12 protein-coding genes are annotated in these 13,636 nt (G+C 66.2%); all 12 read left to right on the top strand.

The genetic code is table 11. From position 1 onward, the window contains the following. The first annotated feature begins 291 nt into the window (after positions 1–291). Positions 292–1,176, top strand: coding sequence for a dienelactone hydrolase family protein (locus OXF11_16085; protein MCY4488613.1), 885 nt, complete (start codon positions 292–294; stop codon positions 1,174–1,176). A gap of 83 nt (positions 1,177–1,259) precedes the next feature. Continuing rightward, positions 1,260–1,688: a hypothetical protein gene (locus OXF11_16080; GenBank protein MCY4488612.1), complete on the top strand. Its 429-nt coding sequence runs from the start codon at positions 1,260–1,262 to the stop codon at positions 1,686–1,688. A gap of 197 nt (positions 1,689–1,885) precedes the next feature. Next, positions 1,886–3,013, top strand: a complete 1,128-nt coding sequence (locus OXF11_16075; protein ID MCY4488611.1) for an ABC transporter substrate-binding protein — start codon at positions 1,886–1,888, stop codon at positions 3,011–3,013. 26 nt (positions 3,014–3,039) lie between these two features. Beyond that, entirely contained in the window at positions 3,040–5,187 is a 2,148-nt protein-coding gene (locus tag OXF11_16070) for a hydantoinase/oxoprolinase family protein (GenBank protein ID MCY4488610.1), read from the top strand. Further along, the gene (locus OXF11_16065; protein ID MCY4488609.1) at positions 5,171–7,015 is read left to right on the top strand and encodes a hydantoinase B/oxoprolinase family protein; all 1,845 of its coding nucleotides are present in this window, start codon (positions 5,171–5,173) and stop codon (positions 7,013–7,015) included. The genes OXF11_16070 and OXF11_16065 overlap by 17 nt, the downstream gene beginning before the upstream one ends. Beyond that, positions 7,012–7,821: an isochorismatase family protein gene (locus OXF11_16060; protein MCY4488608.1), complete on the top strand. Its 810-nt coding sequence runs from the start codon at positions 7,012–7,014 to the stop codon at positions 7,819–7,821. Before OXF11_16065 ends, OXF11_16060 begins: the two co-directional genes overlap by 4 nt. Before the next feature lie 243 nt (positions 7,822–8,064). Further along, on the top strand, positions 8,065–9,753 hold the full coding sequence (locus OXF11_16055; protein MCY4488607.1) for an iron ABC transporter permease: 1,689 nt from the start codon (positions 8,065–8,067) through the stop codon (positions 9,751–9,753). Positions 9,754–9,845: 92 nt separating this feature from the next. Then, a complete protein-coding gene (locus OXF11_16050) occupies positions 9,846–10,409 on the top strand; it encodes a VUT family protein (GenBank protein ID MCY4488606.1) in 564 nt (187 codons plus the stop codon). Positions 10,410–10,537: 128 nt separating this feature from the next. Further along, entirely contained in the window at positions 10,538–12,160 is a 1,623-nt protein-coding gene (locus OXF11_16045) for a cation:proton antiporter (protein ID MCY4488605.1), read from the top strand. A 112-nt stretch (positions 12,161–12,272) separates the two neighbouring features. Then, complete coding sequence (locus OXF11_16040; protein MCY4488604.1) at positions 12,273–12,815, top strand: ferritin-like domain-containing protein; 543 nt, start codon at positions 12,273–12,275, stop codon at positions 12,813–12,815. Further along, positions 12,812–13,228, top strand: coding sequence for a cytochrome c (locus tag OXF11_16035; GenBank protein ID MCY4488603.1), 417 nt, complete (start codon positions 12,812–12,814; stop codon positions 13,226–13,228). The genes OXF11_16040 and OXF11_16035 overlap by 4 nt, the downstream gene beginning before the upstream one ends. Before the next feature lie 21 nt (positions 13,229–13,249). Beyond that, positions 13,250–13,636, top strand: a 387-nt coding sequence (locus OXF11_16030) for a cytochrome c (GenBank protein MCY4488602.1), incomplete at its 3' end; no start/stop codon positions are given.

Genomic DNA, 13,636 nt, shown 5'->3' with positions numbered 1-13,636 from the left:
GTGGGCGAGTCCGGCGCGGTCATGGGTCCGCTGCTGGGCGGCTGGCTGGTTGACCTGGTCAGCGCCGGCCGGGCGTTCCTCTTCTATGCCCCCATCCTGCTGGCCGCCGCCGCCGGGTTGGCGTTCGTGGCGAAAGAAACCCTGGCGCGGAAGTGAAGGCGGCAGGCAACATGATCGGGTGCGGCCATCTGAAGCCGATTTCAGTTTGATCGATTGTTCTTTTATTGTTTGACAAGCACCCCGCACGAGCTTAGTGTCGTGTGGAAAAAAACTGCCAGATAGGAGGCCTAGATGCGCAAGGATGCAATCGATCCGAAGGTTTTCGATCTCTACGACGAGTATTGTCACAGCATGATGGACCGCCGTGAGTTTTTTCGCCGCGCCAGTGCCCTGGCCGTCGTCGGCGGGTCCGGGCTGCTGATGGCGCGGGCGCTGCTGCCGGACTACGCCGCGGCGCAGATGATTTCCTTTACCGACAAGCGCATCAAGGCGCGCTACGTCGAGTACGATTCGCCCGGCGGCAACTCCGGCAAGATGCGGGGTTACCTGGTGCAGCCGGCCGGTGCGGGGCCGTTTCCCGCGGTTCTGGTCATTCACGAGAACCGCGGCCTCAATCCCCATATCGAGGATGTCGCGCGGCGTGCCGCGGTCGCGGGGTTCCTCGCCCTGGCCCCCGACGGTCTCGCGCCCATCGGCGGCTATCCCGGCAATGACGACGACGGCAAGAAGATGCAGCGGAGCCTCGATCGGGGCAAGCTGCGCACGGATCTTCTCAACAGCGCCAGGTATGTCAAAGCCCACTCGCTATCGAACGGGAAACTGGGGGCGACCGGCTTCTGCTTTGGCGGCGGGGTGGTCAATTTCCTCGCGGTCCGGATGGGAAGCGATCTGAACGCCGGCGTGCCGTTCTACGGCTCCGCCCCGAAAGACGCGGCCGACGTCGCCAAGATCAAGACGCCGCTGCTGATCCACTACGCCGAGAACGACCCGCGCATCAACAAGCAGGCTGCCGGCTACGCCGCGGGTTTGAAGGCCAACGGCGTATCCTACGAGGCGCATACGTATCCCGGAACGCGCCACGGCTTTCACAACAATTCGACGCCGCGCTACGACGAAGCCGCCGCGAAGCTTGCGTGGGAGCGGACGCTGGCCTTCTTCAGGAAGCATCTGTCGTAGTCGATCAGCCACCATTTCAACGGGTGTAAGACCGGCGGCCTTGCGGCCGCCGGTTCGGCCTTGACAACGACTCCCGAGGTGAGATGACCGAGGCATGGCAGTACCAGTTGCGCCTCAATCTGGCGGATGAATTCGCCGAGGCCGCGCGACGCGGTGGCGGTGATCCAGGCATCAACCCGCTCGGCGATATACTGGACCGGCATAACGCTACGCTGAAATGCCAATACGATGCTTTCGCCGGCTATTGTGCCGAGGCTGAGCGACAGGGCGTCGACAAATACCCGCTCTACGCATGGACCAGGGCCACCATCGAAGATCCCGCCAAGAAGGCCAGGTACATCAAGTCCTTCACCATCTACGTGGACGGAGACGAGGTCTACTCCAAGGCCAAGGCCGACGCACTGGAGGCGGATCTGCAAGCTCTGGTGGGCGGCGCCGTGGTGACCGCCATGGCTAGGCACGACACCAATCCCGCCAACAACCCCCAGCCGCCGAAGCGCTACCGGTCGTGAACGCTGTAATCGATTCTGTACGAGAACAGTGGATTCTAATCGTTTTCGTGGATGGGTAATCGATTCTGTGCGGACAGTCCCGATGATAGTGACCCTTCCGAGCGCTCCTGCAGTGTTGACAACCTGCCCCCGCTCAAAATATGGATAGCGCAGTTCTTCGCAGCGACAGAGGGCCGTAGCGACTCTGGGGGGTAACGATGATGAGAGTTCTTTCCGGGCGATTCGACAGGGGTCTTCTTGGGCGGCGCGCCGCCGTCGTGGCATTGGCGGCCGGTGTGGTGCTGGCCTCAATCGGCGGGATGGCGGGATTGGCGGCCGCTCAGACGGGCGGCGACGCGCTCAAGCAACTGGTCGCCGCCGCCCAGGGCGAGGGGGAGCTCAACGTCTTCGGCTCGGGGGACTGGAACTCGCCGAAGCTCATGGCGGCTCTCGAGAAGGGGCTCAACAAGACTTACGGCGTCAACGTCCGGCTCAAGACGACCCCCGGCCCCAGCGCGTCGAAGCTGATGCCGCGGATCATCGACGAGGCCAAGACCGGCCGCCCCGCCAGTAGCGACATCTTCTTCGCTCCCTCGCGCCAGCAGATCCCGTCGGATCAGGCCGGCGCCCTCTTGCGGGTGGACTGGAAGAAGCTGATGCCCGGGCTCAAGGACGAGGAGGTCGGCATCAACGGAGCCGCCGTCGTCATCGGCGCCTCCATCCACATCATCGGCTACAATACCAACCTGGTGAAGGCCAAGGACCTGCCGAAATCCTACAAGGACTTCACCGACCCCAAGTACAAGGGCAAGATCGGCACCACCGTCTTTGCCGTCGGGTGGGTCGAGGCGGCGATCCATTTGGGTGAGGAAGAGGCCACCCGCATCGTCGATGCCATGGTCGCCAACGGCACCATCATCGGCACCACCCGCACGGGGGTCCAGAACCGCGTGGCCACGGGCGAGTTCCCGATATTCGCCTTCGACACCAAGCCGGTGGCCTACTCGCGGCTCAAGGCCAAGGGGGCGCCGGTGGACTTCACCACCATGGACGATTTCATGTCGGGCACCGCCAGCGAGGTCAGCGTGCCCAAGACCAGCGCGCATCCGAATCTGGCCAAGCTCCTGTCCGTCTACATGCTGACGAAACAGGGCCAGGACACCATCTGGAAGGTCATCGGACGCGATTCGCCGTTTCGCGAGGGCTCCCAGCTCAACAAGCTGGTGGAGAGCAAGCGCGCCGCCGGCGCCAAGATCTACTTCGGCACCGATCAGAACGTGGTGAAGAACGCGTACTTCTACCAGAAGGTCTCCCGCAAGCTCGCCAAGAAACTGCGCGGGAACTAGCGGGCGCGGGTCCGCCTTCTACGAGCGTGAGCGACAACTACATCGTCGGCGTCGACATCGGCGGCACGTTCACCGATTGTGTCGCGGTGAGCGGCGAGGGGAGCATGACCCTGGGCAAGGCTTCCTCGACGCCGCGGAACTTTGCCCTGGGCGTGATCGACGCGGTGCGCGACGCGGCGCGCAACCTCGGCATGGAGGACGAGCGCGGGTTGTTGAGCGCCACGCGCCTCTTCTACCACGCGTCCACCATCGGCGATAACACGCTGATCACGCGCAGCGGCGCGCGCACCGGGCTCATCGCCACGGCCGGGTTCGGCGACACCATCCTGATGATGCGCGGCGGCGTGGTGGCCGGACTCCCCGAGTCCGAGGCGCACCACATGGCCGCTCTCACCAAGCCGGAGCCCCTCGTCCCCAGGCGGCGCATCGCCGAGGTCAACGAGCGCGTGGACTTCGAGGGCGACGTGCTCGTGGGCCTGGACGAAGCCGAGTCCGAGGGCGCCATCCGCAAGCTCGTGGACAACGGCGTCGAGTCCGTCGCGGTGTCGCTGATCTGGTCCATCGCCAACGACCGCCACGAGCGCATGCTCGGGGAACTGCTGCGGCAGCGCTACCCGGACCTGTTCGTGACTCTCTCCAGCGAGGCGGCCTCCTTCCAGGGGGAGTACGAACGCACGGCCACGACGGTCTTCAACGCCTACATCGGCCCGAAGATCGGCGCGTACCTGAACGACCTGCGCGCGCTGCTGCGCGACCGTGGGCTTCGGCGCGAGCCATTGATCATGCAGGCGTACGGCGGTGTTTTGGGGGTGGACGATTCGGTGCGCAAGGCGGTGGGTACCATCGAGTCGGGTCCGGCGGCCGGGGTCGCGGCGTGCCGCTACATGGGCGGGTTGACCGGCATCGACAACATCGTGGCCGCGGACATGGGTGGCACCACGTTCAAGGTCGGGATCATCCGCGACGCGGTCATCGAACGGGACTACCAGCCCATCTTCCTGCGCTACCGGCTCTTGTCCCCCAAGATCTGGGTGGAGTCCATCGGCGCCGGAGGCGGCAGCATTGCCTGGATCGAGGAGGAGACGGGTCTTCTCAAGGTCGGTCCGCGCGGCGCCGGAGCCAGCCCCGGACCGGTGTGCTACAACCGCGGCGGCAACGAGCCCACGGTCACCGACGCGAGCCTGATCCTCGGGTACCTGAATCCCGAGTATTTCCTCGGCGGACAGATCGCTCTCGACGCGGACGCGGCGCGCCGGGCGGTGACGGAGAGGGTGGCCGCGCCCCTGGGCATGAGCGTCACCGAGGCCGCCGGCGCCATCCACCGCATCGTCAACGCCCAGATGAGCGACCTGATCCGCAACGCCACCATCCAGCGGGGGCACGATCCACGGGGTGACACGATGTTCGCCTTCGGCGGCGCCTGCCCGGTACACGCGGGACGGTTCGCGGCCGAGCTGGGCATCGAGCAGGTGGTGGTCCCGGTGACCGCCTCGGTGCACGGCGCCGTGGGCCTGGTGGCGTCGGACGTGGTGTACGAGGAGGGGGTCTCCGACCGTTCCCTGGTGCCGGTGCCCGCCGACCACTTGAACGGCTCCTTCTCCCCGGTCCTGGCCAAGGTGCGCCGCAGCCTGGAGGAGGCGGGTTTCGGCGACGGCGACATCACCCTGGCCCGGAGCGTGGACATGCGCTACCGCTACCAGGTCCACGAGATCAACGTTCCGATCCCGCCGGGCGAGGCGCCTCTGACCGAAGAGGATCTCGAAGCCGTGTACGCGCGTTTCGACGAGCTCTACGAGAACGCCTACGGCAAGGGTTCCGCCTACCGCGCCGCCGGACGGGAGATCGTCACCCTGCGCGTCACGGGCTCGGGGGCGCTGCCCAAGCCCGCCCTGCGGCCGCGGGAGGGCGGCGGCGAGGCGTCGGCGGCCCGCAAGGGCACCCGGCCGATTTATTTCGAGGAGTTCGGCGACTTCGTGCCCACGGCACTTTACGACGTCGCGCGGATGCGCCCGGGCATGGTCATCGCCGAGCCGGGCGTCATCGAGACGCCCATCACGACCATCCTGATCAACCCGGGCGACCGGGCGGTGATGGACAATCTGGGCAACATCCGTATCTCGGTGGGCTCGCGCGCGGCCCTTTCCAGGAGGGAAGACGATGGCTCGCAAGGATGACGGCCGCACCGTGGATCCGGTGACCTTCGAGATCCTCTCGCACCGGCTCCAGCGCATCGCCAAGGAGATGGGCACGACCATCGAGCGGGTAGGCGGCACGGTGAACACCACCCAGATGCACGACTACATGGCCTCGCTCTACCGCGCCGACGGCGAGATCCTGGCCACCGGCGAGTCCATGCCCTGGCACGTGGCCTGCGCCGGGTTCACGGTCAAGTGGATCATCGAACGCTTCGCCGAGTACGACGGGGTGAACGAGGACGACGTCTTTCTCCTGAACGACCCCTACGTTTCGGCGGTGCACCAGTCGGACGTCTACCTCATCTCTCCCATCCACGTGGAGGGGCGCCTGATCGCATGGAGCGCTTCGTTCGTGCACGTGATGGACATCGGCGCCATGTCGCCGGGCGGCGACTCCCCGGAGGCCAAGGAGATTTGCCACGAGGGCCTGCGCATCCCCGGCATCAAGCTGGTGGACCGGGGCAACCTGCGGAAGGACGTGTTCGACACTCTGATCAACATGACCCGGCGCCCCGACATGGTGGCCCTGGACATCAACTGTCAGCTCGCCGGCCACAGCGTGGCCAAGTCGCGCCTGCATCGGTTCTATACGCTCCACGGCGTCGATCTCATGGACGCCGTGGCCGCCCAGATGATCGATTACTCCGAGCGGGCGCTGCGCAAGCGCCTGGAGGCGATCCCGGACGGCGAGTGGAGCGACAGCGCGGCCATCGAGTCCAGGGAAGGCTCGTGGACCGTCCGTCTCACCCTGCGGAAGCAGGGGAGCCGCATGGTTTTCGACTTCACCGGCACCGACCCGCAGGCGAGCGTCGGCGTCAACCTGCCGTACCACGCCACCTTCGGCACCTGCTTCGAGGGCCTCGTGGAGACCGTGGCCTACGATTTTCCCCGGAACCACGGCTTGTTCCGCCCCATCGAAACCATCGCCCCGCCGGGGACCCTGGTGAATGTCACCCACCCGGCGCCGGTGTCCCTCAACACCACCTCGGGCGGCGCCACCGCCAAGTACGTGGTGGTGTCGGTGCTCAACGGCATGCTGGCGGGCAGCGAGGCGTGGCGCGACGAGATCATGGTGCGCATCTGGGGCGGACGGCGGGTGCGGACCTCCGGGGTCAACCAGCACGGCATGTTCTATTCGACGAGCCTGGCCATGTCGCCCCTCAGCGGCAGCGGCGCCCGCGCCACCATGGACGGGGTCGACACCACCAAGCTCGACTTCATGACCTGTCCCAACGTGGAGTGGCTCGAGATGAACTGTCCGATGCTGTTCCTGTACCGGCGCCAGGCCAAGGACCAGCAGGGGGCGGGCCGGTTTCGCGGCGGCACGGGAGCGGAAATGGCGTTCTCGGTGCACAAGGCCCCCGAGGGCAAGATAGAGGGCGTCGCCTTCGGCGTGGCCGGCCTCGTCAACGGCGGGCGCGGCATCTTCGGGGGCTACCCCGGAGCGCCGAGCATCCTGGTGCACCTGGAGGGGACCGCGCTCGGGGAGAAGCTTCGCGCCAACCGGGTGCCGCAGGCCCTCGACGAACTCGGCGGCACGCCGCGGGTGCTGCCCTACGCGAGCTTCGAGCTCGGGCCGGACGACGTCCTCTACTACACGCTGGGCATGGGCGGCGGCTACGGCAGCCCGTTGGACCGTGACCCGCTGGCGGTGCTCAAGGACGTGGAGGACGAGTTGGTGTCGGTGGAGACCGCGCGCGACGTGTACGGGGTGGTCATCGATCCGGATTCCCTCACCGTGGACATCCCGGCGACCGAGGAGGTCCGGCGGCAGCGTCTGCTGGAGAATCGGGGAGCCGGGTCGTGAACCGGCCGCTACGGGAAAACCTCGAACTGGTGGAGGAGCAGGGCGCGGAGTGGGTGCAATGCGCCGCTTGCGGCCACCGGCTGTGCGCCGTCGGCCAAGACTGGCGGATGGCCTGCGTGACCCGCCTGCTGCCGCCCGTGCGCATGGGACCGTTCCACAAGATCATGGAGGGGCGCGCGCTCCTCGAGGAGCGCTATTGTCCCGGCTGCGGGGTGTCGCTGGACGCCACGGTGATCATCAACGAGGAGCGTCCGGCGCAACGGGCCGCGCCCAACCGGGTCAAGCCGGAGCCCGTGGCGCTTGAGGCGCGCGGCACGGCGGTGGTGGTGCTCGACCTCAACACCAAGGCGGATACCGCGTCCCAGCCGGCGCAGCCGCTGATCCGTCCGGCCCGCGCCTTTCTCGACAGGGCTCGGGCGGCGTCCGTGCCGGTGGTGTTCACGGTGGTGGTGTGGGAGAAGGGCACGCCGGACGGCGCGGTGGCCGCCGCCCTGGCCCGGCAAGACGAGGAACCGGTGCTCTATCCCAACGGCTACGACAAGTTTCTCGGCGGCGAGTTGCGGGGGCTGTTGGAGGCATGGGGAACGGACACGCTGGTGTTCCTGGGCGGTGCGGCCAACTTCGCGCTGCTCTACACCGCCACGACCGCCGCGCGCGCCCACGGCTACTCGGTGGTAGTGCCCATGGACGGGATCTACGCCCATTCCGACTACGAGATGGAGTACACGCTGCACCAGTTCACGGTCCTGCCGCGGGTCGCCGGCCGGTTCCGGTTCTCGAGGCTCGCCGCCATCGAGTTCCGGTAGTGGCATGCAACGTCCGACGCCAGACCAGGATGCGCAGGATTCTTCGTCGCCGGCAAGGCGCCATGACGGGTAGGGGCGACCTGCGGTCGCCCCCTGGCGGCGCGTACCACTCGAGGAAGACCCCGGGTCAAAGCCCGGGGTGACGTAACGCAGCCGGCAGCGAAAAGACCAACAGATGGGCCTGGAGTTGGACGTTACATGCCACTAGTGTCCCGGGGCCGGCCGCCATGGCGTCGGCCGTGGATGGGCGCGCCGCCGTTCATGGCCCTGAGCCTGGCGGCGTTCGCGGTCATCGCCCTGCTGCTGCTGGTGGTGGTTCAGGTAGCGTTCCTGGAAGACGGACGGATCGCCGGCGGCGCCTGGACCCTTTCCAACTTCCACGAGTTCTTCCGCGACGACTCGGCCTTCCGCGCCGCCGTCAACACGTTCTGGTTCACTCTCGTCGTGGTGGTGACGTCGCTCACGTTGGCGCTGCCCATCGCGTTCCTGGCGGAGCGCACCGACCTGCCGGGACGCGGCTGGGTGGTGTCCCTGCTCACCATGACCCTGGCGGTGCCGGCCTTCTTCCCGGCCATGGGCTGGCAGTTCCTCCTCCATCCGCGCATCGGCGTGGTGAACCGCTGGCTGATGGACCTGTTCTCCCTCGACGCCGCGCCGTTCAACATCGGCGCGGTTCCGGGGATGGGTTTCGTGCAGGGCCTCAACTTCGTGGCGTTGGCCTTCATCATGGTCGCGCCCGCCTTCCGCAACATGGACCCGGCCCTCGAGGAGAGTGCCCAGGTCCACGGCGCTCGCTTCCGGGACCGGCTCTGGTGCGTGACGCTGCCGCTCATGTGGCCCAGCATCCTGGCGGCGGGCCTGTACGTCATGGCGTTGGGGATCACGACCTTCGACGTCCCGGCGTTCCTGGGCATGAGCAACCGCACCTACACGCTGAGCACATTTCTCTACGTGCGCGCCCAGCCCCTCGACGCCCCGCCCGACTACGGCATCGTCGGCGCCACCAGCGTCTTCATGATGGCCCTGGCGCTGCTCATAAGCTGGTGGTACCTGCGCACCATCCGGCGCGGTGAGCGCTACCAAGTGATATCCGGCAAGGCCTACCGCCCGCGGCTCATCGCGCTGGGGCGATGGCGCGTCGCGGGCTGGCTCTTCATCGGGTCCGTGATCACGCTCAACCTGCTGTTGCCGCTCCTGATGCTCGTGTGGGCCTCCCTGATCCCGTTTCTCATGGCGCCGTCGTGGTCGGCTTTGAGTATGGTGACTCTGTCCAACTTCGAGAACATACCGTGGGCCACGTTCTGGTCCGCGCTGCGAAACTCCGCGGTGCTGACGCTGGCGGTGCCGACGCTGGCGACCCTGGTGGGGGTGGCGCTTTCCTGGAACATCGTCAGGCGCAGGAGCCGGGTTTCCGGGCTGTTCGACGTCGTGTCCTTCCTGCCCCACGTCATACCGAACATGATCTTCGCGGTGGGCGCGCTCTTCATCGCGCTGTTCTGGTTGCCGCCCTACGTCCCCTTCTACGGCACCATCTCCATCATCGTCCTGGTGAACGTCGTCGCCCGGATACCCTTCGCCACGAGGATGTACAACTCCTCGCTGTTGCAGATCCACAAGGAGCTCGACGAGGCAGGCGCCGTCTCCGGACTCGAGCCCATGACCGTCTTTTGGCGCATTCTGCGGCCGCTGCTCGCTCCGACCCTGCTCTACGCCTGGCTCTGGATGGCGCTTCTCGCCTACAGCGAGTTGACCATGGCCGCCTTGCTGGTGACCCGTGACAACACCACGCTGCCGGTCTACATCTGGGCCATCTGGGGAGACGGTGAACTGAACCAAGCGGCCGCCGTCTCGCTCGTGGCGCTGCTCCTGGTGGTGCCGCTGATTATCCTCTATTTCGCCCTCGGACGGCGTGTCGTCATGTGGCAGGGATAGTGCAAACAAATCCGACACGGATCCCGGCTCCGGGGGAGGGCGACGCAGAACACTGGAACGTGCGCAAGCAGGAGGCATAGGCATTGTCCAACATGGGAGTCGAACGTCGAAGACGTACGGAAGGGGTCCTTTTCCTCATCGGTTTCGGGTTGTGCATCCCGGCGGCCAACTGGCTCATCGGCAACGTGGGGACGGTGTGCCCGCCGGACGCTCCCTGCCTGATCCCGGTGGCGCCGGGGATCATGGCACCCAGCGGGGTGGTGACCATCGGGTTGGCGTTCGTCCTGCGCGACCTGGTGCAGCGGCGCATCGGGGTGAGATGGGCGGTCGTGGCGGTGGTGGTGGGGGCGGGTCTTTCCGCGCTGGTCGCGCCCCCGGCCCTGGTGATGGCCTCCGGCACGGCCTTCCTGTTTTCGGAGGGCGCGGACCTCGCGGTTTACACGCCGTTGCAGAGACGCCGGCTGCTGCTCGCGGTTGTCGCCAGCAGCGTCGTGGGTCTCATCGTCGATAGCATTCTGTTCCTCTACCTGGCGTTCGGCAGCCTCGATTTCCTCGTGGGGCAGGTCGTCGGCAAGTCCTGGATGGTGCTGCTCGCCTTGCCCTTCATCGTCCTGTTGCGCCGGCGCGATGAGCGCTTGGGGCTGGCGCCGGCCTGACTGCCCTGGAGGGGTTGCGCGGCTCGACGAAATCGTCATAGATTTGCGTCGGGGTCGGCCGCGGGGTGCGGCGCATCGTTGATTTCTTCAGGAACCGCACCCGTACTCCCGCCGACCGCGGAGCGGATATGCTGCAGGACGCGCTGCTTTCCACCGGGTTGCTCATCGTCGTCGCCAAGCTCGCAGAAGGCCTTCTGCAGCGCTTCCGGTTGAACTCGATCGTCGCGTACACGGCCACGGGGATACTTCTCGGGCCAATCCTGGGCGTCGTCCATCTCAATGACTATCTGCACGTCCTGCTGAGCATCGGCATCTTTCTCTACTTCTTCCTTATCGGTTTGGAGGAGCTCGACGTCTCGGCGTTCATGGCGTCCATCCACCGTCGCTTCTTTGTGGCGGCGGTGATTTCCGTCATCATTCCGCTCGTCGTGTCCCTGTTGGTCACGTCTGACCTCCTCTTCGACTTCGGGCTGGGTCTCGACTTCAGCGGTGCCTTGGCTCTGGCGGGAGTTCTTTCCCTGACCAGCCTGGGCGTGGTTGCCAAGGTCCTGATCGACGCCGACCGCTTGCGCCAGCCGGTGGGTATCGAAATGTTCACCACCGCGCTCATCGCGGAGCTTCTGGTGTTGCTCCTGGTGGGGTTTACCATCGGCGAGCACGTGGAGCATGTAAGTTTGGCAGGGGTGCTCATCCTGCTGGGACAGATCGCCGCCTTCATCGTGGTGACCTGGGTCTTGGCCAGCCGGGTCATTCCGCCCGTGATCGAGTTCCTGGAACGGCTGTTGCGCGTTCCACAACTGTCGTTCGGGCTCATTCTTGGCCTCTTGTTCGTCGCGGTGGTGGGCGCCGAGGAGATAGGCCTGCACGGGTCCCTGGGCGCGCTGCTTCTGGGCGTCGCCCTGTCGCGCCTCCCGCACCAAGTGCATCGGGACATCATCCCCGGCCTCAAGAGCGTGGCGGACGGGTTCTTCGTGCCGCTCTTTTTCAGTTCCGCGGGCTTGCATCTGGGCCTGTCGTTCACCGAGTTGCCCATCTGGACCATCGCGGCGCTGGTGGTCGTGCCGTTCGCCGGAAAATTCGCGGGCGCGTGGCTCGGCGCGTCCATGGCGCGTTTCGATTCGCCCATCACCCTGGCCACGGGCCTGATGGCCAAGGGGGTCGCGGAAATCGCCGTCCTGCTCGTGCTGCTGGAACACGGCATCATCGGGAGCGATGTCTTTTCCCTCTTTGTCCTCATCATGCTCGCCTACATCCTGCTGTCGCCGCCGTTCATCGGAATCGCGGTGAGCCGAGTCGAGGCGGAGGACGAGGTGTCGCCAACGGAAGATCTGCCGCCTTCCATGATCCGCTTCGCTCTGGACAACATCAGGGTCGGCGACATCATCGACCGCAACCACACCCACCCGGGCCCCGGGCTGTCGGTGCGGGACTTCGCGGACCGATGGATCATGCCCGGCCAACAGGACTATGTCGTGGCCGACCGGGAGGGATTGGCCGGCATCGTTTCTCTCGCCATGTTGCGTTACTTGCCCAAGCACTCATGGTCGGACACCCCGCTGGCCAAGATCGTGCGCCAGAACACGCCCACCACATGGACCGATGAACTCGTGGAAGACGCGCTCCAGCGCATGTCCGAGAACTCCCTCACCGCCATGCCGGTGCTGGACCGGGAAACGCAGGCCTTTGTCGGCACCATCACGAGCCAGGAGATCCTGGAATTGATCACCACCGAAGTACGCGGCGAGGTATGAGGGTGTATTCGGGCGTGAATCCGGCTGGGTCTCATGGTAGATTCATTTGTAGGGTGTGCCGCCTAGTACCAAGGCACCTTGACACAGGTGCGCGCAGCACGAGGACAGAACCATGAAAGAGCCCTTCAAGACAGACCTCGAGGCGATCCAGAAACGGGCTCGCGAAAAGATGGAGCAGGGCGCCGTCACCGGCGCCTATCTGGCCGATCGGGAGCAGGTGCTCGCGGTGCTGAACGAAGTGTTGGCCACCGAGATCGTGTGCATCCTGCGCTACAAGAACCACTACTTCATGGCCAGCGGCATCAACGCCGGGCCGGTGGCGGCGGAGTTCCTGCAGCACGCCAACGAGGAGCAGATGCACGCCGATTGGGTGGCCCAACGCATCACACAACTTGGCGGCTCGCCCAACTTCAACCCCGATGGGCTGGCCACCCGATCCCACGCGGCGTACGAGGAAGGCGACACCCTGGAGGCGATGATCAAGGAGGACCTGGTGGCCGAACGCGTCGCCATCGAGACCTACTCCGAGATCATCCGCTGGCTCGCCAACGACGACCCCACCACCCGCCGCACCATCGAGGACATACTCAAGATGGAGGAAGAGCACGCCGACGACCTGGCGAGCCTCCTGGTGACGCTGGGGAAGAGTGGGTGAGGCTCGTCGTCGCCGGGGCGGTCGCGGCCGCGGTCGTCGCGGTGGCGGCATGGGCGCTGTGGCCGGACCATCAAGGTCAGCACCGGACGGTCGGTGGGACGACGGGGACGGCGTCCAAGACTTCGATGGCCTCCACGGTGGGAATGCCGGGCCAAGCGATCTTCAATCAGAAGTGCGCCGTGTGTCACGGTGCGCAGGCGACCGGCTCACCCCAGGGACCGCCGCTGATCCACCCGTACTATGAGCCGGGCCATCACTCCGACATGGCGTTCGTGCTGGCGGTGAGAAGGGGCGTGCGAGCGCATCACTGGCGGTACGGCAACATGCCGCCCGTCCCCGGCCTCTCGGACGCGGACGTGAGGGCGGTCATCGATTACGTGCGTGCGTTGCAGCGGGCCAAGGGGATCTTCTGAGCAACGTGGGAGGAACGGCTCATGTCCGGTAAATCACTGGTAGCGGTAAGCGCCCTGGCGCTGCTGCTGGCCTCCGCGGCGGTGGCGCACCGGGGCGCCACCGGTATCGTCAAGCAACGCATGGATGCCATGACGTCCCTCGGCAGCGCCATGAAGGGGTTGACGGCGATGATGCGCGGAAAGCAGGCCTACGACGCCGACCGCGTCAAGGCGTCCGCGAAGATCATCGCCGGGCACGGCGGCGAAAGCATGACAAGCCTGTTCCCGGAGGGAAGCCTGAAACATCCTTCGCGGGCGAAGGCTGCCATATGGGCCGATTGGGAACGCTTCTCGGCTTTGGCAAGGGAACTCGCCGTATACGCCGGCGCGCTGACCTCGGCGGCGGCCAACCCACGGCCGCCCGGGCGG

The sequence above is a fragment of the Deltaproteobacteria bacterium genome, assembly GCA_026712905.1.
In the GTDB taxonomy this organism is placed as follows: domain Bacteria; phylum Desulfobacterota; class Binatia; order UBA9968; family JAJDTQ01; genus JAJDTQ01.
The sequence above is the reverse complement of the archived record's forward strand: the minus strand, read 5'-3'. Positions and strand labels throughout refer to the sequence as shown.

Excerpts from the sequence above, each read along its gene's own strand:
- OXF11_16075 (MCY4488611.1), top strand. The coding sequence starts at position 1,886 with ATGATGAGAGTTCTTTCCGGGCGATTCGACAGGGGTCTTCTTGGGCGG.
- OXF11_16050 (MCY4488606.1), top strand. The coding sequence starts at position 9,846 with ATGGGAGTCGAACGTCGAAGACGTACGGAAGGGGTCCTTTTCCTCATC.
- OXF11_16040 (MCY4488604.1), top strand. The coding sequence starts at position 12,273 with ATGAAAGAGCCCTTCAAGACAGACCTCGAGGCGATCCAGAAACGGGCT.
- OXF11_16085 (MCY4488613.1), top strand. The coding sequence starts at position 292 with ATGCGCAAGGATGCAATCGATCCGAAGGTTTTCGATCTCTACGACGAG.
- OXF11_16045 (MCY4488605.1), top strand. The coding sequence starts at position 10,538 with ATGCTGCAGGACGCGCTGCTTTCCACCGGGTTGCTCATCGTCGTCGCC.
- OXF11_16055 (MCY4488607.1), top strand. The coding sequence starts at position 8,065 with ATGGGCGCGCCGCCGTTCATGGCCCTGAGCCTGGCGGCGTTCGCGGTC.
- OXF11_16080 (MCY4488612.1), top strand. The coding sequence starts at position 1,260 with ATGACCGAGGCATGGCAGTACCAGTTGCGCCTCAATCTGGCGGATGAA.
- OXF11_16065 (MCY4488609.1), top strand. The coding sequence starts at position 5,171 with ATGGCTCGCAAGGATGACGGCCGCACCGTGGATCCGGTGACCTTCGAG.